Below are 22,878 nucleotides of genomic sequence, written 5' to 3'. Positions count from 1 at the left end.
GCGCCGCTATGTTGCGCGCAGCCTTTTGAAATACAGGTTAATGAGATTATGACAGACAGATGACCGTCTGATGACAGACCGGGAAGTGTTAGGCGGGCTTAGAGAGCTCAGCGGCTAGTCGCCGATGCGCTGCAGCATCACCAGCACCTCGAAATGATCTGTGTGGGGGAACATGTCAAACAGCTGCACCTTGGTCACCCGGTAGCCTGAGATGCAATGTAGATCTTTGGCCAGCGTCTTGGGATTACAGCTGGAATAGAGAATCGCCTTGGGCGCGAACTCGCTCAACGAATGACACAGGGCCTCGCCGATACCGCGTCTGGGCGGGTTGACTATGATAAGCTCCGGCTTCTCTTCGCCGCGGCTGTCGCTGGCAAAGCTGGTCGAATCCAGGGCGGTGAAGCGTACCTTATCAAGCCCCAGCGTCTCGGCGGACATCTTGGCGCAGGCGATGGCCTCAGCCTCGATCTCTATACCGGTAAGCGCTACCTCTTTCGAGGCGCAGTGCAGGCCGAAGCCGCCGACGCCGCAGAAGAGATCCCAAATAGACTTAGGCGCCAACTCACGAGTCCACTCCCGCGCGCTCAGGTAGAGCTTGGCCGCCACCTCGGGATGGGTCTGGAAGAAGCTCTTGGGACGAATGTAGAGGGGCACGCCATTAAATTCCTCCTCCAGCCGAGTCGCCTCTGTGAGGAAGATCTCCTCCTCACCTTCCAAAATGGCCATATGCACGGGTTGCAGGTTCACCGACACCACCTTGATCTCAGGGTGCTCGGCGAGCAGCGCGGGGAGTTCACGTTCGATACGGGGAATCGCCTGCTGGCTTCGCATCACGAAACGCAGCATATACTCGCCGCGTACCTGACTGCGGGTCAACAGAATAAACTTAAGCTCGCCCTTGGCCTTATCGACCCTATAGGGCGGGATGCCTGCCTGGCGCACGAAACGCTCTAATCTGTGCAGCAACTGCTGCATATCTTGAGGATAGAGGCTACAGTCACACAGGCTTACCGCCTCGCCGCTGGGGCTCACCAGTCCGAGTATCGGCTCATGGGCCGCGCCCAGTACCACCATCTTCGCCTTATTACGAAAACCACTCTCGGGCCCCACCACGGGAGGAAGCCACTGTGCCACGGGCAGATCCTTTAGCAGCGCCTCAAGGGTCGCCGTTTTCGCCGCCACCTGTTCATTCAGGGGCGTCTCGATATGACGGCAGGAAAGACACTGATTAGCATCGAAATAGGCACACTTCACGGATGGTTTGCTCGCAGCTTGGCTTAAAAAAGGCGCCCTACTTTAGCCTTTTTGGGGAGAAAAATCACCTGTCGCCGTGGGCGATTCGCTTAGCAGCGCCTCATCTGTCACGGGAGTGAGGCGCAACTTATCGACATCGGCGCGTATCGGCTTGGGGCCGCGGCGATTCTTGACCCAGGCCAGCGCCTCCTTGGCCGTGTGCCTGAAGGTGGTGAGCTTACCGCCATAGACGGTGAGTAGGTTGGGATGGGTATCCCGTGACAGCATCATGGTATCCCTGGGCAGATCGAATGCCTCCCCGCCTTGTTTGGGCAGCACGCGCACGCCGCAGTATCGCCCTATGATGCGCGCCTCCAGCACGCCATCATTCTCACACAGGGGAAAGTAATGGCGGTAGATCCCCAGCAAGTAGGCCTCCTCTGCTGGCGTCACCCCCGCCGCCTCCACATTATCGATTGGGGTCTCGGTAGTGCCTATCATTGTCTTGCCCAGCCAGGGCATGACAAACACCACTCGCTTGTCGAAGATAGACTCCAGATAAAAGATGCCGCTCGGCGCTGGGATATCCAGCACCAGGTGACTTCCTTGCACCAGCTCAACGGGCGAGACCTCGACCTTAGGGATGACACACTCAAGCGTCTGATTCACCCAGGGGCCGGTGGCATTGATGACGCAGCGACTGCTGAGGCGGCGACGCTCGCCGTCAGCACTAAAGCTTACGATACAGGAATCAGGCCTATGCTCTATCTGCTCCAGGCTGACATGGGTCAGCAGCTCGGCGCCCAGTTGCCTGGCACTCTCGGCCACCGCGCGAGTCAGGGCACCATCGTCCGTCTGGGCGTCCCAGTAACGAAACACGGCGCGCAGCCCCTTAAGCTTGAGACCGGCCAGCTCACTCCAGCGACTGGCCGCCACAGACTGAAACTGTCCCAGGGGATCCAGCTCGCTCAGCAGGGCGTACAGACTCAACCCGGCGCGAATGGCCAGGGGGCCGCGCTGACTGCGCCGATAGATAGGAATATAGAAAGGCACAGGCTTGACCAGCTCGGGGGCCAAGGTCAGTAGTGCCTTGCGCTCGGCCAAGGATTGGCGCACCAAACCAAGTTGGCCCGACTCTAAGTAACGCAGGCCGCCATGGATCAACTTGCTCGAGTTAGATGAGGTCTTCTCGCCCAAATTATCCTTTTCAAGCAGCACCACTGAGTAGCCAGCCGCCTGGGCACACTGGGCGATGCCCACCCCGGTAATACCGCCGCCAATCACTACTAAATCCACTGCTTGCATATCGCGTCCTTTCGCTAAATGAATCTAATTAGATTACCCCTGGCCCGCCGCTTCCAGATAACGGTAGGCCTTGTCACACAGGCGCTTGAGTTCAATAAACTCCTCGGGCTCACCTCCCAGTTTGCAGCGCATCTGCATAGGAATAGACCTAGCCTGCTGCTGTAACGCCTTGCCGGCATCAGTCAGCTGGAGTACCCGCACCCGCTCATCGGCCTCGCTGCGCCCACGGGTCACCAGTCCTTTGGCTTCCAAACGTTTCAGCAGCGGGGTCAGGGTGCCCGAATCCAGATGCAGCTGCTCACCTAGGGTCTTGACGCTGATCCCCGGCTCTTGCCATAAGACCAACATCGCCAGATATTGCGAATAGGTCAAGTCCAGCGCCTCCAGCAAGGGACGATAGGCACGCACCATGGCATTGGCAGCGCTATAAAGCGAGAAACAGATCTGATTTTCGAGGGCCAGGGGGTTAGGCTGAGTATCTTGGCTCGTGGATTGACTCATGAATTGGATCGCCATTATTAAATTGCACACAACTTTTACCAAGTTTACGCCATGTGCTGGCCAAAGTGAAAAATTATCAAAAAATTTTTTTACTGCATAGTTAGTCAATAATCTGTCATCTTTACAGTGACTTATTAAAATAACTAAGTAAAACCATTTAGATGCGGTTCGACTGAAACCTGACGCCGGGTTAAATACGCAAAAAAGCTGGAATTTTCGCCCATCCCCTACATCAAACATGGTTGCTTTTCGAGCGATAATCCCCTAAATTCCCCCTCCTAATTCAGCTTAAATACTCTAAAAACACAATGGAGGTGTTCACTATGAAGCGATTGCTACTGGTGATGTTGTCATGTCTCTTTACCGCCCAAGCCGGTGCTGCCTGCCCGCAAAACATCAGCTTTGGCGATATCCCCTTCGAGAAAAACAGCTCTTACTTCAATAGCCGATATGCCAAACAGCTGCAGCAGCTGATCGAGAAGACTCAGACAGATAGCGGTTACCTGCTACTGGAGTTTCCCCTCTTTAAGGGCGAGACAGATAAGAAGCTCAGAGAATACAATTTCTGGCTCGCCAACCGCCGCATCGAACGGGTCAAGAGTTTCCTGACCAAGGCCGACTACAACCAACCTGTGGTCACCAAGTTGTTAACCGCCAGCAAGGAAGATACCCGCACCCTGAGCATCCACTGGTGCCAGCAGAGCGAGCAGGCAACTGTCATCGCCAGCACCACAGCTCCAGCCCACCAGCAGCTGAAATAATAGGTTTAGGGTATATACAATTCCAGAGCCCGCCTCCCTGTAAAAAGGCGAGGCGGCAAGTTGACGATAGGTTAAAATCCGCGCCAGTTAACACTTCCTGTACATTTCAAGATTTGCGTTGCAAATCTGAAACATAAACTTAGCCTCCCCCACCACGCGCAGTACACTAGAGGCAGAGGATTCACGCCTTTGTCATCGTCTTTTGGCAAATCAGCTCCCGGGGAGGGATTATGTTTAGAGCCCTGATTTTTTGTTTTCTAATGCTCTCGAGCGCACAACCCAGTTTCGCACAGGCCGAAGGACAGCCAGCACCTCAAAATGCCACCTGGCATTATGTCGACGCCGACGGTCAGCTGAAAATTAAGCTCTATTTCTTCTGGTCTAAGACCTGCCCCCACTGCGCCGAGGCCCACCCCTTTATCGACAGCCTGCCGGAAAAATATCCCTGGATAGAACTGGAGTCACACATGGTGTCTCAGGCGGGCACCCGGGAGAAATGGCAGGCGGTCGCCGAGCAGACCAAGGTTGCCGCCCGCTCTGTGCCCTATATCGCCGCCTGCGAACAGGCTACCGTGGGCTACAGCAGCGAGGCCGTGACCGGACAATTTATTCTGGGGCAGCTCAAGGCCTGTTATCGCGCCTTGGGCGGCGTGGTGGAGGATAACGACCAGGCGACTCAGACTGGTACGGCTGCCACTGAAGGCGAGCCGCTGTTTGCCACCTGTAGCGCCAGCAGCCAACCCGGCACCTGTGACCTGGGACTGGAGGAAAGCACCGCTGCCGCGCCAGCCACTAAGATACAACCCATAGAGCTGCCACTTATCGGCGTGGTTGCCCCCGAGCAGCTCTCACTGCCCGTGCTGACCGTGGTGCTGGCCGGGGTCGATGCCTTTAACCCCTGCGCCTTCTTCGTGTTGTTGTTCTTGCTCTCTATCATGGTCAACGCCAAGAGCCGCAGTCGCATGTTGATCGTCGGTGGCATCTTCGTCTTCTTCTCTGGCTTTATCTACTTCCTGTTTATGATCGCCTGGCTCAACATCTTCGAGCTGCTGGGCGCGGGTAGCGACGGTGGCCTCATCATTCTTGGGGCGGGGATCATGGCGCTGATCGCCGGTGCTATCAACATCAAGGAATACTTCTTCACCAAGGGGGAAGTCAGCCTCTCCATGTCGGCGGAAAACCGCACCGGCCTTATCAAGCGTATGGGTAAGCTCACCAGTGCCAGCAGCATGGCGGCGATGATCGCCGGCACTGTGGTGTTAGCCATTCTGGCCAACGCCTATGAGCTGCTGTGTACCGCGGGCTTCCCGATGATCTACACCAGCGTACTCTCTATGCATGAGCTGCCGGCCTTCGAGCGCTACCTCTACCTGGCCTTCTACAACATCGTCTATGTGATCCCACTGGCAGCTATCGTGATCGCCTTCAGCGCCACCCTGGGCAAGCGTAAGCTGACCGAGAAAGAGGGCCAAACCCTGAAACTCATGTCGGGGATCATGATGATAGGTCTGGGCGGCATGCTGGCGCTCGACCCGACCGCGCTGCAAAACGCTGGGCTGGCCATTGGCTTGATCTTCGCGTCCATCGGCGTCACCTTCATCATCAGCATGGGACGCAAGTTGCTTGAGAGACGGCGCGCCACCAATTAATTTGGAATAGGCTAAAGTTTTCCCAAACCCTGCCGATAGCACTATAGTTAACCTTAGCGAAAGTTTTTCGGTTAACTATAGGCTCTCACCCAGTTTAAGGCGGTAATCATGGCAATAACAGTTGGAACCAGTAATCTACAACCTAACCTAAGCAATGGAAGCGTTGGGGTTAAAGTTGCACAGCTCGCCAAAGAGCAGCAGCAGGCAGAGGGAGAGATTGCACTACAACTGATTGAAGCGGTTGACTCAGCGCCTAGCGCTGGGCCTGTGGGAAATAGTGGTCACAACATTAATACCACAGCTTAAATCAGAGCGAACTTCGTAAAGCCCTCATCATGAGGGCTTTTTTTATAGTGGCTCAAAACATACAGGTGACGACTATCACCTTGCGGCAAAACATATTAAGCTGAGCCAATCCGGTCACTAAGGCGCTTATCATAGCGCTCATCGAAGCGATGCAATGTAGCCAGTACTTGGAATAGAAAGTGGAAGCTTACACATGGAGGATAGACGAATGAGAGGAGCCGGCGGCAGTTCCGGAGGAATAGGCCTGTTTTTAGTGGGCCTGGTAATGATGTGCGGCGGTTTCTACCTGCTGCTGAACGCCATTTCCGTGACGTCAAACTTTAGCCTTGGTTATCGACTGTACAACGTCGGCGGCATGGGGATCACCGGGGGCACCATACTGATCCCGCTGATCTTTGGCATAGGCATCATCTTCTACAACGCCAGAAATCTGCTGGGTTGGCTTTTGACCCTGGGGTCACTCACGGCGCTTATCTTCGGCGTGCTGGCCAGTGTGAGGTTCAATCTCAGGACCATGACCACCTTCGACCTCTTGGTCATCCTGGTTCTGGCCGTGGGCGGCCTGGGACTGTTTTTACGCTCACTCAAAGCCATAGATGCCAAATATAGCTGAAGCAAAGTCCCTTCTGCCTGCCTTGCACTCAGGGAGATTCACAGGGATCAGGCTAAGTGGTGGCTGACAAGCTTGTCGTCGGCCTCCTCCACCTTGGCTACCCCACAGTTAAACCGATCCCGCCCCTGGGACTTACTCAGGTAGAGCAACCTATCGGCGCTGGCCAGCAGCTCGTTGGCATCCAGCCCAGGTTGCCAAAGGCTGACCCCTTGAGAGACGGTGACATAATCCCCCAGCATCGAGTCTGGATGGGGAATCTCGGCGCTCTTTAGCCCATTACGGATCTGCTCGGCAATATGACGCGCCCCATCGAGATCGGTATCGGGCAATATGATGGCAAACTCCTCACCGCCATAGCGCGCCGCCAGATCTCTAGGCCGAGACGCCACGCCGCGCAGCACCTCACCGAGCCGAATCAAACAGCGATCGCCTTCGCCATGGCCCAGGCTATCGTTGAGGCGTTTAAAGAAATCCACATCCAGTAAGATGATGCTCAGGGGGTCGCCGGTGCGCTCGGACGCCTTGATCTCAAGGGCCAGCACCTCGTCGAAATGGCGTCTATTGCTCAGGTCAGTCAGGCCGTCTATCAAGGCCATCCGCTTAAATTGTTGCAATAGCTGCAATTTCTCGGCGTTACGCAGAATTGCCTTACGAAACCACTGCAGCAACACCTTCTGCCCGGTAAGTATGATCACAAAGAGACAGATAAACTTAGTGACGGCAAAAATGGGATTTTCCGGGATCTCGATAAGCCGCGTCACCATACTCACCGTCAGCAAGGGCACCACGCTCACCAAGAGCCAGCCGCGCAGGGGATAGAGAGAGATGGCAAAGGTAAACACCAAGACATCGACAACAGAATCGACTGCGGCAAGGGAGCTATATTCCCATTGAATACTTAAGGTGCTGGTCAGCCAGTAATGTCCAATCACAAAATAGATCCAGGCGACTTCGAGTACCAAGAGGTAAGCCAGCACTAGCCCCATGCGATGCTGCTCAGGCTGACGATAGAGAATCCCCGCCAACCCAAACAGGGCGATACACAGAGTGGGCATCTGCAATACCAAGAGATCCTGTAGGGTTAAAACATGATGCTTCTGAAGCATGGTCGCGAGGAAGATGGCAACCAGCAGGAACACCGAGAGATAGGCGGTCCACTTCACCGAGCGGCAAAGATAGAGGTGAGTCTCTTGGGTCAGGAGTTCGTCAAAGCTTTTTGGCTTACTGTTCATCGTATCTGCGCCCGCCCCTCTTCTGCTATCGTCATAAGCTTAAGTAATTATAAAGACGAATAAAAAAACAGCCAGCATAAAGCTGGCTGTTTATCTGTAGCAATTTGTTCCCTAAGCCGCAACCGACTCCGCCGGCTCGCCGAGACGGATCAGATAGTCGAAGGCACCCAGGGAGGCCGTTGCGCCGCTGCCCATGGCGATAATGATCTGTTTAAAGGCCGAATCGGTCACATCGCCCGCGGCAAATACCCCCGGCAATGAGGTCTGGCCCTTGGCATCGACCATGATCTCGCCGCGTTCGCTGAGATCGACCGTGCCCTTGAGCCACTCGGCATTTGGCACCAGGCCAATCTGCACGAAGATCCCCGACAGCGGTACATGGTGCTGCTCACCCGTGGCTCTGTCTGTGTAGTTCAGGCCTTGTACCCGTGTGCCATCGCCCACCACTTCTGTGGTCATCGCCTGGGTGATGATGTCTATATTGCCCATGGAAGCCGCCTTACGCTGCAACACCTCGTCGGCGCGTAGCTTGCTGTCGAACTCCAGTACGGTGACATGCTCGACGATATTGGCCAGATCTATGGCCGCCTCAATGCCAGAATTACCGCCGCCAATCACGGCGACACGCTTGCCCTTAAACAGCGGGCCATCACAGTGTGGGCAGTAGGCGACGCCTTTGCCGCGGTACTCTTTCTCACCCGGTACATTCATCTCGCGCCAGCGGGCGCCCGTAGCCAAGAGTACCGTCCTGCTGCGCAGCAGTGCGCCGCTTTCGGTCTGGATCTCAAACAGCTCGCCTGACTTGAGGCTCAGGGCGCGTTGGTTATCCATGATATCGACATCATAGTCGTGAACATGGGCTTCCAGATTAGCCACCAGCTTAGGCCCTTCGGTCGCCTTGACCGAGATAAAGTTTTCGATACCCACAGTCTCGGCCACCTGGCCGCCAAATTTGTCCGCCAGGATGCCGGTTCTCAGCCCCTTACGGGCCGCATAGATGGCTGCAGAGGCGCCAGCTGGGCCACCACCGACCACAAGCACATCGAAGGCCTCTTTCTGGCTGAGCTTTTCCGCCTGACGACTGGCCGCGTTAACATCCAGCTTATTGAGGATCTCGACCACGCTGATACCACCGACAGAAAACGGCTCGCCGTTAAGGTAAACAGAGGGCACCGCCATGATATTGCGCTCGTTCACTTCATCCTGGAACAGGGCGCCGTCTATCATGGTGTTTTGAATATTAGGGTTGATCGCCGACATCATGTTGAGCGCCTGCACCACCTCGGGACAGGTTTGACAGCTGAGTGACACATAGGTCTCGAAGCGATACTCGCCCGGCAGGTCGCGGATCTGCTCGATCACCTCGGGGGCGAGCTTGATAGGATGGCCACCTGTGTGCAGCAGTGCCAGCACCAGAGAGGTAAACTCGTGCCCCATGGGCAGACCGGCAAAATGGATCTGACTACCGGCGTCAGGGCTGGTCACTGTCATCGACGGAGTGCGCTCACCCTCAACTTGGGTCAATGACACTAATTGGGAAAGCGCGGCAATATCGGTTGCCAACGACAATAGTTCTTTTGCTTTAGGACGCTCATCTGCCGATACGACAAGTTCAACTGGGCGCTTGAGGTTTTGCAGATAGGTAGTCAGCTGATTTTTCACATTCGCATCTAACATGATAACTCCTAGGAAAAAGTGGCTCCCATAGGGAGCCAAAACATAGGGAAAAATTGCCGGCTCGCATGCAGGGGGAGGTGAACCGGCAATGAAAAAGAATGATGATTAAACGATTTTGGCTTTCGCCGGGTCGCCCGAGATGATGGGGCCCGGGAAACCTTTAAGAGAGATCTTAGATCTTACCGACCAGGTCAAGTGAAGGTGCTAGGGTCTCTTCACCTGGCTGCCATGCTGCCGGGCAAACTTCACCATCGTGAGTCGCAACATACTGAGCCGCTTGAATCTTACGAACCAGCTCAGAAGCGCTACGACCGATACCCAGGTCATGAACCTCGGCAACCTTTATCTGACCTTCTGGGTTGATCACGAAGGTACCGCGCAGTGCCAGACCTTCCTCTTCGATCATCACGCCAAAGTTACGTGAGATAACACCGGTTGGGTCGCCGATCATTGGGTAGTTGATCTTACCGATAGTGTCTGAGCTATCGTGCCACGCCTTGTGAGTAAAGTGAGTGTCGGTAGAAACTGAGTAAACTTCGACACCCATAGACTGCAGCTTCTCGTAATGGTCAGCCATATCACCCAGTTCAGTCGGGCAGACGAAAGTGAAGTCGGCTGGGTAGAAGAAAACCACAGACCACTTACCCAGTAGGTCTTGCTCAGTCACAGAGACGAAATCGCCATTGTGGTATGCAGTGGCTGAGAAAGGCTTGATTTCGGTGTTGATGATAGATTGAGTCATTGCTTGCTCCAGTGCTCGTTATTAACAGTAAATTTGTGGGGGTGAGGCGTTTGCCTTAACCCCGTGTTCTTTGTCGATGAAGAGATAATAACGAGACTGGATAATTAAATATAACGGATAAAAACTATCATACTAATCGATTTTTAAGATTGAACTATCTATGATGGCAAAAAACCGATTAGGCCAACACCTCTGAATCATGACTCCCAGGGTTCGAAGCGCGTCAGGCTGCGACTCAGGGGGAAATCCAACTGTTGCGACAACTGCTGCGCCTCGGCCTTAAGAGCACTGGCACTTATCTGGCGCGCCTGTTTACCGGCGAGTACTACCCAGTTGCCACCACCGGTCAGACAGGCGCGCACGTCACCGAAATGTTGCTCTAGTTGAGCTAGCAAGGCGGTGTTGCGACTATGTTCCTTCCAGCAGTTAAGCACCAAATAACCTTCACTCTTGAGCAGGGCGGCGGCGTTGGCGATGAAGGTCTCGCTTAGCTGCTGCTCGTCCACCCCGTCACCATGGTAGATGTCGGCGAAGATCACATCGGCCTTCTTGTGGTTAGCCTCGCTCAGGAACTCATTGGCATCTTGGTGGATCAGGTTGAGCTTCTTCCCCAGTGGCAACCAGAAATAACGCTTGGCCACCTCAATCACCGCCTCCCTCAGCTCTACCGCGGTAATATTGATCCCGCGGTCGAAGTTACGCAGTGCATGAATGAGGCCGCCACCACCCAGGCCGAGTACGATGACGCGTTTTGGCTTGATAAACAGCAACACCAGCAACATGGCCTGCAGATAGGTATGCATGGGCACATGCAGCGCAGACTTAAGCAGCTTGCTCTGCTCATCGTTATCCCCGAAGGAGAGTAGGCGAACCTCCTTATCTTCCATGACCAGCAGTGGGCCGTGGTCATCTTCGCCGGTATATAGGGTGGTATAGTCTGACATCTGTCTCTCCGCAGGCACGCCTCATCTTAGGCGTAGGTCTTCAAACGCAACAAAAGATAGGCGAAATAAAGGCGCTAGTATGCCGCAAAAGCCCCCACAACGGCAAAGGCAATAGCAAAGACAACAGCGCACACAACAACAGACAAAACCTTTTCTTAGCCCTTTTACAGAGCCTTATACAAAACGAGAGGCAGGCGCGCGGGTTTATTTCGTGAAGTAAGGATTAGAGCTAAGCAGCATCGTCCAATGCCGCCCCCTCCCCTCATTCGGCCCATCATTCTCGCGTTGCAATCGGGCAAGCCTTGTAGTATTTGTTTGAAATCTTTGGCTCATTTGCGATTTACCATGACACAAACCCTACTCATCAGCTGCCTCTATATCGGCATCTTCATCTTCGCCCAACGTCTACTGACCAACTGGATCGCCAAGCTTTCCGAGGCCAAACAGGTCTCCTTTAAGCGCACCAAGATGGTGACCCAATATATTACCTACCTGCTGTTTATCATCATCGCCTGTCTCTGGGTGATCTCACTCGGCATCGAATATCAGCAGGTGTCACTGTTTATCTCCTCGGTATTTGCCGTACTCGGCGTGGCCTTGGTAGCCCAGTGGTCAATTTTGAGTAACATCACCGCCGGCATATTGATCTTCTTCGTCTTCCCCTACCGTATTGGCGATCGCATCAAGATTATCGACAAGGATGAAGATGTCAGCGGTATCATCGCCGAGATCAGCCTGTTTCATGTGCTGATAGAACGCAGCGATGGCATCACCATCACCTATCCGAACAACCTGATGCTACAGAAAGGGGTGTTGAAACTGACTCAGGCACACACTCAGACCAAGCCATTGAGCGAATCGTCCGAGAAAGACCATACTCAAGTACAAAGCGATTAACCTACAGGGGGCCGCGATGCTCACGACATTACTCTATGATCCGCAAGATGATTCGCTCACCCGGGGAGACGCGTCTCAGGTCGCCAGCTGGCAGCAGCGCGACGACACCATACTCTGGCTCAATATCGACGGTGAGATAGACGATGAGTTGAGCGAGTCGCTGCAGCGGGATTTCGGCCTGCACCCATTGGCGCTACAGGACGCCTCGCGGGATCGCCATCCTCCTAAGATAGAGGACTTCGACGATCATACCTTTATTCTGCTTAGGGGCTTGTCGGCCGATTCAGACTCCATCAACTGCGACAACATAGTACTGGCGCTGTTTGTGGGGCCGCGTTTTATCGTGACCCGACACAGTAAGCGTTCCCTCTCCATCGAGCGCACCATGACCTCGCTTGAGGCGGGCGAGCTGTCGCTGCAAAACACAGGTGCCGTGGCGCTGAAACTCAGTCGCTATGTGATTAAGCGCTACCATAAGATCCTATTCGATCTCGAGAGCCGCCTGGAGGAGCTGGAAACTGTGATGCTCACCACGGCGGACGATAAGATCTTGGCCGAGGTGGTACTCTACAAGACAGATCTCACCCGGCTGAGACGCAACTTTCACTACCATGTGGAGCTGTTCGACAGCCTGCGCAGCGAGCCCTCTGTCCCCTTCGACGACAGCCTCTACCATGAGATCAACGACGTGTGCGAGCATCAACACAGGGCGGCCAGTCTGGCGGACCTCTTCTATCAGGTCTCAAGCGATCTCATCGACGGTTACATTTCCATCAGCGCCCACAGGCTAAATAACATCATGAAGGTGCTGACCATCATTACCGCCATCTTCGTGCCGCTGACCTTTATCGCCGGTATCTATGGCATGAACTTCGAGTATATCCCAGAGCTGAAACATAAAGATGGCTACTTCATCGTTTGGGGCGTGATGCTTAGCATCACTGCGGTACTGATCTGGCTGTTCAGGCGCCGCAAATGGCTCTAACCATTATCTAGGCCAAAGTAAAAAGGCGAACCTTAGGTTCGCCTTTTTGTTCATAATACTTCTACATAATCAGTTTAGCGCAGCACCCGATGGAAGAAGGCCACCGCCTGCTGATAGATCTGCAACGCCAGCGCGGGATCGTATCTGTCGCCCTCATCACGCATAAAGGCATGCTGGGCATTGACCTCGAGATAGGTAAACTTGCGCCGCGTCTCCGTCAGTCTGTCATAGATGAGCCTGCGCCCCTCGCTCGGCACATGGGGATCTTGCTTGCCAAACACCAGCACTAACTCACCGTCTATATCGCCGGTACGGCTCAGGGAATCATTGCCAGGATTAGCAGGTAAGGTATTGGAATGTATGTCCGTAGGATAGAGGCAGAAGGCACCGACAACATCGATATTCAGTGCGGCGCGGAAGGCCAGATGACCACCGATACAGACGCCCATGGCCCCGATCTGATTGGTGCAGAATGCTTGGCTCATGGCAAAGTCGACTAAGGCCTGAGTGTCGCTGTCGTGATGCTCCAGCGCCTTGGTAAACTTGTCCTGATTGCCCTTATCTTTGCCCTCATCGTCATAGGCCAACACTGTGCCTATGGGGTTGAGCTCATGGAAGACTTCCGGCACCAAGACCACGAAACCGTGACCGGCCAACATGGTTGCGGCTCTCGCGATGGGTGCGGTCTGTTGGAAAATCTCCGAGTAGAAGATGATCGTCGAGAACAAGCCCTCGCTGTCGGGACGATAGAGATAACAGCGCATCGTGCCCGTGGGCGTGTCTATGTCGTGAACTTCCTGTTTTACCATCATAATCTTGCCCTCAGGCCAATAAACTTATCCCTAAGTTATCAGCCTGGGCTCCCCTTGTCAGGTGAAACCCGGCTGACGAAACTAAAGAAGTGAAAGAAGTAGAAGTGAAAGAAGTTAAAATAGCTGGTTCGGGCACTCTTCGCCATCGAGCAGCTGACGCACATTGGTCAAGCTAGTGTGAGCAATGGCGCCGAGCGCCTCCTCGGTGAGGAAGGCCTGGTGACCGGTAAAGATCACGTTGTGGCAGGCCGACAGACGTCTGAACACATCGTCCTGGATGATCTGGTTCGACTTATCCTCGAAGAAGAGCTCTTTCTCATTCTCGTACACGTCTAGCCCGAGGGAACCTATCTGTCCGGTCTTGAGCGCCTCCATGGCATCGAAGGCATTTAGCAGGCCGCCACGGCTGGTGTTGATCACCATGACCCCAGACTTCATCTTGTCGAAGCTCGCCTTGTTGAGCAGGTGATGATTCTCTTTGGTTAGCGGACAATGCAGACTGATGATGTCGCTCACGGCATAAAGCTCATCCAGTGACAGGTATTCGATGCCCATATCTAACACCGCCTGGTTGGGGTAAGGATCGTAAACCACGACCTTACAACCGAAACCAAGGAGAATCTTAATGGTCGCCACCCCAATCTTGCCCGTGCCAATCACCCCGACGGTGCGGCCATACATATTGAAGCCCACCAGCCCCTCAAGGGAAAAGTTGGCATCACGGGTACGTTGGTAAGCCTTATGTACCTTACGGTTAAGGGTCAACATCAGGGCCACCGTATGCTCGGCCACCGACTCGGGCGAATAGGCGGGAACGTTTACCACCCTGATCCCCAAACGTTTGGCTGCATCGAGGTCCACGTTATTAAATCCGGCGCAGCGCATCGCAATGATCTTAGTGCCATTTTTAGCTAGCTCTACCAACACCTCTTCACATAGCGAATCGTTAACGAAGGCGCAAATCACCTCAAAACCATAGGCCAGCTTGACCGACTGCATACACAGACGATAATCGAAATACTCAATCTGAGCGCCAAAGGCCTGGTTGGTGCGGTTGAAATGTTCCATGTCATAGTGCTTAGCACTAAAAAAACCTATTCTCATCTTAGCTACCTAAAAGTGGTTCAACATTAAGCAGAGATTTGTCACCCTAGTATCACAAAGCCTCTGCCTGTCTTGGCTCCATTATAGCCAAGGAAACATGTGCCTTAGCAAAGATAAATCGCCCTTAGATCACGAAATAGTTAACTTTGTGAGCCGCCAATGTGTTTTATGTGAATTTCCTGCTAAGCTGGCGCAAATTTTCAGCCTTCTTTCGCCCCATGAGTCAAAAGCATAAGCCGATTTCCGAGAAACAGTTTTGGCTGCAACGCCTAAGCAAGACCAGTCTGCGCGCCCTTCACATCTTAGGCATCACTGGCGCCGGTGGCGGCATCTTACTCGGGGTGGATAAAACCTTGTGGTGCAACTACTGGATCTTGGCCATGGGCACTGGCAGCTTGTTGATGCTCTGGGAAGTGGTCAGAGACTGGCGCTGGCTGATCCAGCTCAAGGGCGTGTTGACCCTGGTGAAACTCTGCCTGCTGGCGCTATTTATTCCCTTAGCCAACTACAAGCCTGAGCTGCTTATAGTCATCGTCTTGCTGTCGGTGATCGTCTCCCACGGCCCCGCTGGGCTCAGACATTTCTCGGTAATACATGGACGACGCCTCGATGGACGAAAAGAGATTAAGGGCTGAAGCCGCGCCGCTGCTGACGCAAAGCAGCCAGCTTCTCGAACTCGATAGCCATCCCGAGGTGCTCGACCTTGCCTGCGGCACAGGGCGTAACGGCATATGGTTAGCGGCCCATGGCGCCCATGTCACCTTTATCGACAAAGACCTTGGCAGGCTAGCAGCTGTTCCTAAGCAGTGTCAGGCCTTAGCCCTCGACTTGGAAAGCGGCGAGCCACAACTCCCCACGGCGCGATATGACATAGTCCTAGTGTTCAACTACCTGCACCGCCAGCTGTTTGAGCTGATTAAGGCGAGCATCAAGCCCGGCGGTCTCATCGTCTATGAGACCTTCATAGAGAAGCAGGCCGAGGTGGGCAGACCTAAGAATCCCAACTTCCTTCTGGCCGAAGGCGAATTATCACAGCGCTTTTGTGGCTGGAAGACTTTGCACGCTTTCGAAGGTGATGTAGGCTGTGAAGAGACGCCCTGCTTCAAGGCGCAATATATTGGCCGCAAGCCGGCTAACTAGGATCTCACAGCGTTAAGGACGATAGATGTTTCCCTATCCCGAACAGTACCGGCTCGCCGCGCCACCATTGGTCACCGCCTTCATGGTGTTATGGTCAATCCTGTCACGCGCCCTGTTCGGCGATGACAGCGCCATCGCCTTCTACCCGCTGTTTATGCTGTTTCCTCTCAATATCTTACTGCACGGCAAGTTGATCTGGCAGGCCAAGGGAATAGAGCGGCTGGATCAGGGCATCTACGCCTTTATCCACCTCAGCCTAGCTTTCGTGGTCTGGACCTTCGCCATCATGCATGTCAATGGCCACAGCTTTTAGCCCCAAGCTCTACCGATACACCCGTCTAAACCACATAGGTTTCGTCCACAATACTTGCGCCGCCCGCGCCCTAGGGGTATCTTTGCAGCCCGATTTAACCCCCAAGGTTTGCTATGACTGATTTTGTGTATGCGCCGCCTACCGAGCCCTGGCTCGAGATCCTCCATGAGGATAAAGATATTCTGGTGGTCAATAAGCCCTCAGGCCTCTTGTCGGTGCCAGGACGCGACCCCGCCTATCATGACAGCGTCTACACCCGTGTCTTACACGACCACCCCAACGCCCAGATAGTACACCGCCTGGATATGGCCACCTCTGGCATTATCGTGGTGGCGCTCAGGCGCAGCGCCGAGCGGGAGCTTAAGCGACAGTTTCGTGATAGGGAGACCCATAAGATCTACTACGCCCGCGTCGCCGGCCACGTGAAGGAAGAACTAGGTAGCGTGGATTATCCGCTTATCTGTGACTGGCCTAATCGCCCGAAACAGAAGGTGGATCATCAGGTTGGTAAGGCCTCTAAGACGCTGTTTGAGGTCGTCAGCCGCGCCAAGCGCTCGACTCTGGTCAAGCTCACCCCGATAACGGGGCGTTCTCATCAGCTGCGTGTTCACATGATGGCCATTGGGCATCCCATTTTGGGCGATAACTTCTACGCCGATCCTCTGGCTAAGCGTCTGGCACCGCGTCTGCTACTGCATGCCCAATCACTGAGCCTGACCCATCCCTACAGCAAGCAGCCGATGACTTTTAGCACACCTATTCCTTTTGTAGATGTCACCGAGCAGCAATAGGCCCGTCATTCACAGAGAATTTTGCGATAAAATCTACTTAACTCGCTAAAAGGTTAGCAGTTTGCTAACCAATGCCGTAAATTACCTCATAATATTGACTTAAAACGGTATATGGCAATGGATAGTTCATTTCAACGAGACCAACTCGACAACCAGATCCTCTCGGCACTCATGGAGGAGGCACGCACCCCCTTCGCCGAACTGGCTAAACGCTTCGGCGTGAGCGCCGGTACCATACATGTGCGGGTAGAGAAGATGAAGCAGGCTGGCATCATCACGGGCGCCCAGATCACGGTCAACCCCAAGGCCTTAGGTTATGATGTCTGCTGCTTTATCGGCATCAACCTCAAGAGCGCCGGAGACTATCCTGCCGCCATCGCTAAACTCAACGCCTTAGAAGAGGTCACCGAGGCCTATTACACCACGGGCAACTACAGCATCTTCGTCAAGGTGATGTGCCAGTCGATCGATGGCCTGCAACATGTGCTGATCAACCGCATCCAGTCGATCGATGAGATCCAGTCCACCGAAACACTCATCAGTTTACAAAATCCAATCAGCCGCGCGGTGAAGCCTTAAGTCAGTACCACTGGGGCTTACAGCCTTAGTGGATACTACTATTTAAAAACCGCTTACAACTTTTTCTTCTACCAGCTTTAACTTTGGTAATCTTTTGTGTTAAAAAGAACAAGCCGTCAACATAGCGGCAACAAAATAAGAAAAGATTAGTAACCAAAGTTACAGCAATACCAATAGTGTTTTGTGTCTCAAAACACTTCTATTTGACAAGGAAGAAGTTGTGAAAACTAAATTATCTCTAGCCATTTCAGCGGCGCTGATCTCGAGTGCGGCTGTTGCCAGCAACCAGTACACCGCAAATCCCTACGCACCGGAAATCACTTCTGCCGATAGCTACAAGAAGCCAGCAGCTTCTCAGCCTTCACAAGTGGCTCCGCAGCGCTTCATAATTGAACTAAACTCTCCAGCCGTCGCTAAATACCAAGGCGGCATTGAGTCAATGGCAGCTACAGCCCCTAAGAAAGGCCAAAAGGTTAACGTACAGTCTGCACCAGCTCAAAGCTATGCCAGCTTCCTCGCCAAAGAGCAGTCACAATTTGTGAGTGAACTGGCGAAGAAAGTGCCTAACGCCAAAGTCGAGCAAAGCTTCAAGACCCTATTTAACGGTGTGACTATCGTTGGTCAAGGTCTAAGCATCGAGCAGCTAGCGGCCATGCCAAACGTTAAGTCTGTGTACCCAGAGACCATGTACGAAGCTAACATGGACTCATCTCACGACGTCATCAACTCAGCGGCGATGTGGGAAGCGGTTTCTGGTATGGAAAACGCTGGTAAAGACATTCGCGTAGCGGTAATTGATACAGGTATCCGCCCAGAAAACCCAATGTTTGCTGGCGAAGGTTTCACAAAACCAGCCGAAGGAATGCCTAGCGACGACTACTGTTCGACAGTAGATGCAAGCTTCTGTAACGACAAGCTAATCGTTGCCCGTTGGTCACAACCTACTTTTGAAGTGTGTGCCGAAGAGCACATGAGCCCACTGGGTTACGGTGGTCACGGCTCTCACGTTGCCGGTACTTCTGTAGGTAACAAGATCACCACTACCTATGAAGGTGTTGAAGTTGAACTGTCAGGCGTTGCACCTGCTGCCTACCTGATGGTTTACAAGGCCCTATTCACTAAGACTGACTGCGCTCGTGGCAGTGGCTCTAACATCATGCTGATGGAAGCGATGGAGCACGCGGTAAACGATGGTGCAGATGTAATCAACAACTCTTGGGGTGGTGGCGCCGGTGGCGACCCAGCCAACAGCCCATACAAGGCGATGTATGAAGCCGCTGAAGCCGCTGGCGTAGTGGTTGTTACCGCTGCGGGTAACGACGGTAACGGCCCTCAAACTATCGGTTGTCCAGCCTGTATCGAATCTGGCATTACCGTAGCCAACACCACAACAGGTCGTTTCTTCGCTAACACGCTAACCGTGGATGGGGAAGAAATTCTAGCTCTTGAAGGTAACAATGGTCTGCTAGAAAGCGATATCTCTGGACAAATTATCGCTGCAGCTAATATTGATGCAGAGAACACTATTGGCTGTACGCCATTTGCTGCCGACTCTTTCAAAGACGGTATCGCGCTTATCTCTCGTGGTTCATGCTCATTCGCGACTAAGGCTGAAAATGCAGAAGCTGCTGGCGCGAAAGCTATGATCGTTTACAACAGCGTACCAGGTGCTCCAATCACTATGTATATGCCAGATTCAACACTGCCAGCAGTGATGGTCTCTGACGCTGATGGTGCTGCAATTCTTGAAGGCCTAGGTGATGACACCACAGGTACGATTGCTGCCGAAGTTACTCGTATCGTTAACAGCAAGTTTGCCGATATCCTGAACCAGTCTAGCTCTCGTGGTCCTAACGGTAACCAAAACATTCTGAAGCCAGATCTTGCAGCGCCAGGTACCTCTATCCTGTCTGCAACCTCTCCTGATGAAGATGGCACTGACTTTACCACTATGTCAGGTACAAGTATGGCGAGCCCACATGTTGCAGGTGCTGCAGCCTTGATGAGCCAGCTACACCCTGATTGGTCTGCTAACGACATCAAGACTGCTCTAACCTCTACCGCTCATATGGATGGCGTGCTTGATGATGATGCAGCCACACCAGCCGATCCATTTGCAATGGGCGCGGGTCGCATGGATTTAGATGCTGCGGCTAAAGCAGTTCTGACCTTCGACAAGCCTTCAATCGCTTCTGACTCTTGTGTCGGTCCTTGTACTTTCACTCGTACCGTATACAACAAGAGCGACGAGAAGACCTCTTGGGAGCTTTCAGCTTCTTCTGACAGCGCAGGTATCAGCGTATCGCCTTCATCACTGGAACTGGAAGCTGGCGAATCAGCAACCTTCACTGTGACTGTTGATTCAACCTTCAGCGAATACGGTGCTTGGATCTTCGGTAACGTAATGATCAAGAGTGCTTCTCACCAAGATGCTCACCTACCTGTTGCCATCTTGGCGAAAGAATCTAGTGATGATTCACTGATCTCTACCATGGCGACCAAGGCGGATCTAACAGCCGCTGAGGATATGCCAATCAAAGCCGTTGTAAACAACACTGTGTTTGAGAACACTGTGACTGTTACCGCTATGGCACCAGAAGGCACTAAGCTCACTTCTGCCGATGATGTTGAGGTGACACTAAATGGTGCAACGCAAAACGGTTTTGAAGTTGATGAAGCACTTGGTCGTATCACTTGGGTAGGTAGACTGGATCTTCCAGAGATCAAATCGGCTAAAGGTACTGGCGCAGCGCCAAGTATCTTCGACCTAGACCTGGCTTATGTTCCAGCTTGTACTGATGGTTGCGATGAGAAGTCATTCACCTTCAACCTGCCTGAGTTCAAATACAACGGTGCAACTTACACCCAGCTAACCATCTCTGACAACGGTATCGCTATCGTTGGTGGCGGTTCAGCTTCTGGCACTTGGAACAACAAGGAACTACCAGATAGCGCGAATCCAAACAACATCTTGGCACCGTTCTGGAGTGACTACGACCTGAGCGATGGCACTGTTGGTGACACTGGTGGCGGACAGCTAGGTATCAGCGTTGTTGCTGCTGGCGACAAGAAGTGGATCGTTGTCGAATGGAAAGATGCCCAGCTCTATGCAGACGATTCTGGTAACAAGTACAGCTTCAGCCTGTGGATTCAAACTGGTGACGTAGAAGATATTTGGTTCAACTACCTAGACATCCCTAACATGCCTAGCAATGTCACTATCGGTGCAGAGAACATCAGCGGTAGCGTAGGTACAACCTTCCACTACAATGGACAAGGTGGCACTGTTACTTCTGACGACTATGTTGCACTTCAAGCAACCTCTTCAGGCAGCGTAGAGATCGACTATCTGGCAACACCAACTAGCTTCAACCCAGGTCAAACAGACAACTTCTCAGTTGACGAAGAAGCGACCTTGGAAGCAAACGTGTTAGAAAACGACACTGTTAGCCAAAAAGTGGCTCGCGTCTCTATAACTGGTGACGGCATGACGGCTAATGCGCAGCGCATTATCGATGTTGCGCCTGCTGGAGCCCTAGGTGAAGCGACACTGGTTGATGAGCCTGAGCATGGTGAAGTAACTGTAGATAAAGATGGTTCTATTACCTACACACCAGAAGATGACTTCTTCGGTAAAGACTCATTCACCTACACCTCTAAGGATGCCGAAGGCAACCTGAACGCAGCGACTACTGTCAACGTGATGGTGAACAACATCAACGATGCGCCAACTGTGGCGCCTAGCGGTATGACAAGTACCGAAGGCTTCGTGGTTACCGCTAAGGCTAACGGTAAAGACGTTGATGGTGACAAGCTAACCTACACTTGGACACAGACTGCAGGTACACCTGTTACCTTTAACAACGGCGGTGCAGAAATTAAGTTCACTGCTCCAGCGGGTAACAACACCCTGACTTTCTCTGTTGTCGCCAGCGATGGTGAGCTAGAGAGTGCAGCAGGTACTGCAACAATCACAGTTAACGCCAAGGAAGAGAAATCTTCAGGTGGTGGTTCACTGGGTTGGTTCGCACTACTGATGCTACCATTTGCAGCGCTACGTCGTCGCAAGTAAGCATCTAGCATGAACAGAAAAAGGGAGCCATTTGGCTCCCTTTTTTATTGGTAACGCTTCGGGCGATTAGACCAAACTCTACGCTAACACGCTAAGTCTTAACCAAGCCTATAACTAAAGCGCAAACACCTTGGTCATCACCTTGTAGAGTTCCGTGCCTTGGTAGACAGATGCCGAGGCAAAATGCAGTACTGGCACGCAGTCTACCCGCAGACTCAAAGGCACTATCGCCTGCTCCTCACCATATCTGTCTACGCGCAGGATATTGGCTAAGGGTTCACCGGCGAGCAGCGGCTGCCCGACCTTGGCTTTGTACTCCACCAAACCACCCAGTGGCGCATGATACTTCTTATAGTCTTTCAGGTAGCAGGCATAGCGTGGCATGCCCGAGGGCGAAATGCGCTCACCTATCACGCCGCGCAGGCTGAGATAGGCCAGTATCCCTTCGACATCCACCAAGGCATCTTCTAGGTCGACATTCTCCTGACTGCCCAGCTCCAGCGTAAAGGCCGACACAGGCACCTCAATCTCTCGCCCCTGAGTGGCCAGATATTCACTCAGCTGCCACCAAGGGCAAAAAATAGACTCATCCATGGCCCCGCCAAACTCATTAGGAATAAGCAGGGTATAGGGAATAGAGAAGTACTTGGCGGCATCTTTATCATACTCGGGGCAATAGAGGTGCTTACACGACTTAGGGCCGGTATGCAGATCCAGCACGATATCCGCCTCATGGCCCATCTGCTGCAGGCTCACCGCCAGACGATGGCCCGTAGTGATCCCCCAGGGCTCATGCAGACGGCTATAGCAACGCTCGACCAACAAGGCCCTGAAATGGGCGATCAGCTCGGCATCATTAAGGTGATTATGACCCTGATACCAGCTAGCAATATCCAGCTTATGGTCGAGATATTCACGGTTCCAGTTTACCCCGGTAATGGGATCGAACCGGCCCAGGGTAAACTCGCCACTCTTTTGATTAATTCCCAGAGGATTGGCCAGGGGCACCAGGGTGATCTTGCCGCGCAGTTCACAGCCTTCGAGCGCCTGCATCAACTGATAGATCACCGCATTGCCCTGCACCTCGGCGCCGTGCACATTCGCCTGAATATAGACGCTCGGGCCGGTCACGACCTCTGGGGCAAACTCAAACAGGTTGAGTTCGAGATCTTGGCCTGTGGCGAGCTCGCCAACCTTTAGCGTAGAACGAATTGGTTTCATC

The 22,878-nt window shown here is 53.2% G+C and carries 22 protein-coding genes; 12 read left to right on the top strand and 10 right to left on the bottom strand.

Annotation, left to right across the window (positions count from 1 at the left end; genetic code table 11):
• Nucleotides 1-114 precede the first annotated feature (114 nt).
• From rlmC to L1D43_RS01445, 3 genes are read right to left on the bottom strand one after another with little or no spacing between them, the layout of a single operon-like run.
• The gene (rlmC, locus tag L1D43_RS01455; protein WP_239849670.1) at nt 115-1,254 is read right to left on the bottom strand and encodes a 23S rRNA (uracil(747)-C(5))-methyltransferase RlmC; all 1,140 of its coding nucleotides are present in this window, start codon (nt 1,252-1,254) and stop codon (nt 115-117) included.
• Nucleotides 1,255-1,296: 42 nt separating this feature from the next.
• Nucleotides 1,297-2,538, bottom strand: coding sequence for an FAD-dependent oxidoreductase (locus L1D43_RS01450; protein WP_239849669.1), 1,242 nt, complete (start codon nt 2,536-2,538; stop codon nt 1,297-1,299).
• Between the two features lie 33 nt (nt 2,539-2,571).
• Nucleotides 2,572-3,039: a MarR family transcriptional regulator gene (locus L1D43_RS01445; protein ID WP_239849668.1), complete on the bottom strand. Its 468-nt coding sequence runs from the start codon at nt 3,037-3,039 to the stop codon at nt 2,572-2,574.
• Between the two features lie 323 nt (nt 3,040-3,362).
• Here L1D43_RS01445 and L1D43_RS01440 point away from each other — a divergent pair, with 323 nt between their 5' ends.
• From L1D43_RS01440 to L1D43_RS01425, 4 genes are all read left to right on the top strand, one after another.
• Entirely contained in the window at nt 3,363-3,800 is a 438-nt protein-coding gene (locus tag L1D43_RS01440) for a hypothetical protein (RefSeq protein ID WP_239849667.1), read from the top strand.
• 230 nt (nt 3,801-4,030) lie between these two features.
• Nucleotides 4,031-5,449, top strand: a complete 1,419-nt coding sequence (locus tag L1D43_RS01435; RefSeq protein ID WP_239849666.1) for a cytochrome C biosynthesis protein — start codon at nt 4,031-4,033, stop codon at nt 5,447-5,449.
• Between the two features lie 108 nt (nt 5,450-5,557).
• A complete protein-coding gene (locus tag L1D43_RS01430; RefSeq protein WP_011864602.1) occupies nt 5,558-5,755 on the top strand; it encodes a hypothetical protein in 198 nt (65 codons plus the stop codon).
• Between the two features lie 208 nt (nt 5,756-5,963).
• Nucleotides 5,964-6,368: a hypothetical protein gene (locus tag L1D43_RS01425; protein ID WP_041510135.1), complete on the top strand. Its 405-nt coding sequence runs from the start codon at nt 5,964-5,966 to the stop codon at nt 6,366-6,368.
• 47 nt (nt 6,369-6,415) lie between these two features.
• On the opposite strand, the gene L1D43_RS01420 is transcribed toward L1D43_RS01425, so the two are convergent.
• From L1D43_RS01420 to L1D43_RS01405, 4 genes are all read right to left on the bottom strand, one after another.
• Nucleotides 6,416-7,600, bottom strand: coding sequence for a GGDEF domain-containing protein (locus L1D43_RS01420; protein ID WP_239849665.1), 1,185 nt, complete (start codon nt 7,598-7,600; stop codon nt 6,416-6,418).
• A gap of 111 nt (nt 7,601-7,711) precedes the next feature.
• Complete coding sequence (ahpF, locus tag L1D43_RS01415; RefSeq protein WP_239849664.1) at nt 7,712-9,277, bottom strand: alkyl hydroperoxide reductase subunit F; 1,566 nt, start codon at nt 9,275-9,277, stop codon at nt 7,712-7,714.
• A gap of 172 nt (nt 9,278-9,449) precedes the next feature.
• Nucleotides 9,450-10,019, bottom strand: a complete 570-nt coding sequence (gene ahpC, locus L1D43_RS01410) for an alkyl hydroperoxide reductase subunit C (RefSeq protein WP_041510132.1) — start codon at nt 10,017-10,019, stop codon at nt 9,450-9,452.
• A 197-nt stretch (nt 10,020-10,216) separates the two neighbouring features.
• Entirely contained in the window at nt 10,217-10,963 is a 747-nt protein-coding gene (locus L1D43_RS01405; RefSeq protein ID WP_239849663.1) for a fused MFS/spermidine synthase, read from the bottom strand.
• A gap of 345 nt (nt 10,964-11,308) precedes the next feature.
• Here L1D43_RS01405 and L1D43_RS01400 point away from each other — a divergent pair, with 345 nt between their 5' ends.
• Together L1D43_RS01400 and L1D43_RS01395 are read left to right on the top strand one after the other, a co-directional pair.
• The gene (locus L1D43_RS01400; RefSeq protein WP_239849662.1) at nt 11,309-11,860 is read left to right on the top strand and encodes a mechanosensitive ion channel domain-containing protein; all 552 of its coding nucleotides are present in this window, start codon (nt 11,309-11,311) and stop codon (nt 11,858-11,860) included.
• 16 nt (nt 11,861-11,876) lie between these two features.
• Nucleotides 11,877-12,845 (top strand): magnesium transporter CorA family protein, encoded by a 969-nt coding sequence (locus tag L1D43_RS01395; RefSeq protein WP_239849661.1) that lies wholly within the window; start codon nt 11,877-11,879, stop codon nt 12,843-12,845.
• Nucleotides 12,846-12,919: 74 nt separating this feature from the next.
• On the opposite strand, the gene L1D43_RS01390 is transcribed toward L1D43_RS01395, so the two are convergent.
• Together L1D43_RS01390 and L1D43_RS01385 are read right to left on the bottom strand one after the other, a co-directional pair.
• Complete coding sequence (locus L1D43_RS01390) at nt 12,920-13,657, bottom strand: dienelactone hydrolase family protein (protein ID WP_239849660.1); 738 nt, start codon at nt 13,655-13,657, stop codon at nt 12,920-12,922.
• Between the two features lie 114 nt (nt 13,658-13,771).
• A complete protein-coding gene (locus L1D43_RS01385) occupies nt 13,772-14,761 on the bottom strand; it encodes a 2-hydroxyacid dehydrogenase (RefSeq protein ID WP_239849659.1) in 990 nt (329 codons plus the stop codon).
• A gap of 218 nt (nt 14,762-14,979) precedes the next feature.
• On the opposite strand from L1D43_RS01385, the gene L1D43_RS01380 reads away from it, so the two are divergent.
• The 6 genes from L1D43_RS01380 to L1D43_RS01355 all read left to right on the top strand — a co-directional run bounded on the left by L1D43_RS01380 (nt 14,980) and on the right by L1D43_RS01355 (nt 21,656).
• Entirely contained in the window at nt 14,980-15,396 is a 417-nt protein-coding gene (locus L1D43_RS01380) for a hypothetical protein (RefSeq protein WP_239851008.1), read from the top strand.
• Nucleotides 15,371-15,901 (top strand): class I SAM-dependent methyltransferase, encoded by a 531-nt coding sequence (locus L1D43_RS01375; protein ID WP_239849658.1) that lies wholly within the window; start codon nt 15,371-15,373, stop codon nt 15,899-15,901. Before L1D43_RS01380 ends, L1D43_RS01375 begins: the two co-directional genes overlap by 26 nt.
• A gap of 25 nt (nt 15,902-15,926) precedes the next feature.
• Nucleotides 15,927-16,214, top strand: coding sequence for a hypothetical protein (locus L1D43_RS01370; protein ID WP_041510124.1), 288 nt, complete (start codon nt 15,927-15,929; stop codon nt 16,212-16,214).
• A 113-nt stretch (nt 16,215-16,327) separates the two neighbouring features.
• Nucleotides 16,328-17,005, top strand: a complete 678-nt coding sequence (rluA, locus tag L1D43_RS01365; protein ID WP_239849657.1) for a bifunctional tRNA pseudouridine(32) synthase/23S rRNA pseudouridine(746) synthase RluA — start codon at nt 16,328-16,330, stop codon at nt 17,003-17,005.
• A 117-nt stretch (nt 17,006-17,122) separates the two neighbouring features.
• Entirely contained in the window at nt 17,123-17,584 is a 462-nt protein-coding gene (gene asnC / locus L1D43_RS01360) for a transcriptional regulator AsnC (protein WP_011864588.1), read from the top strand.
• Between the two features lie 220 nt (nt 17,585-17,804).
• Nucleotides 17,805-21,656 carry a S8 family serine peptidase gene (locus tag L1D43_RS01355; protein ID WP_239849656.1) on the top strand — a complete coding sequence of 1,284 codons (3,852 nt, stop codon included), beginning with the start codon at nt 17,805-17,807 and terminating at the stop codon, nt 21,654-21,656.
• Between the two features lie 114 nt (nt 21,657-21,770).
• Here the strand turns inward: L1D43_RS01355 and L1D43_RS01350 are convergent, their stop codons facing one another.
• A complete protein-coding gene (locus L1D43_RS01350) occupies nt 21,771-22,877 on the bottom strand; it encodes a succinylglutamate desuccinylase/aspartoacylase family protein (protein WP_239849655.1) in 1,107 nt (368 codons plus the stop codon).
• Between the last annotated feature and the right edge of the window lies 1 nt (nt 22,878).

This window comes from Shewanella sp. Isolate8, assembly GCF_022398495.1.
Classification (GTDB): Bacteria; Pseudomonadota; Gammaproteobacteria; order Enterobacterales; family Shewanellaceae; genus Shewanella; species Shewanella aquimarina.
Note: the sequence above shows the minus strand (reverse complement) of the source record. Positions and strands in the feature narration are given on the sequence as shown.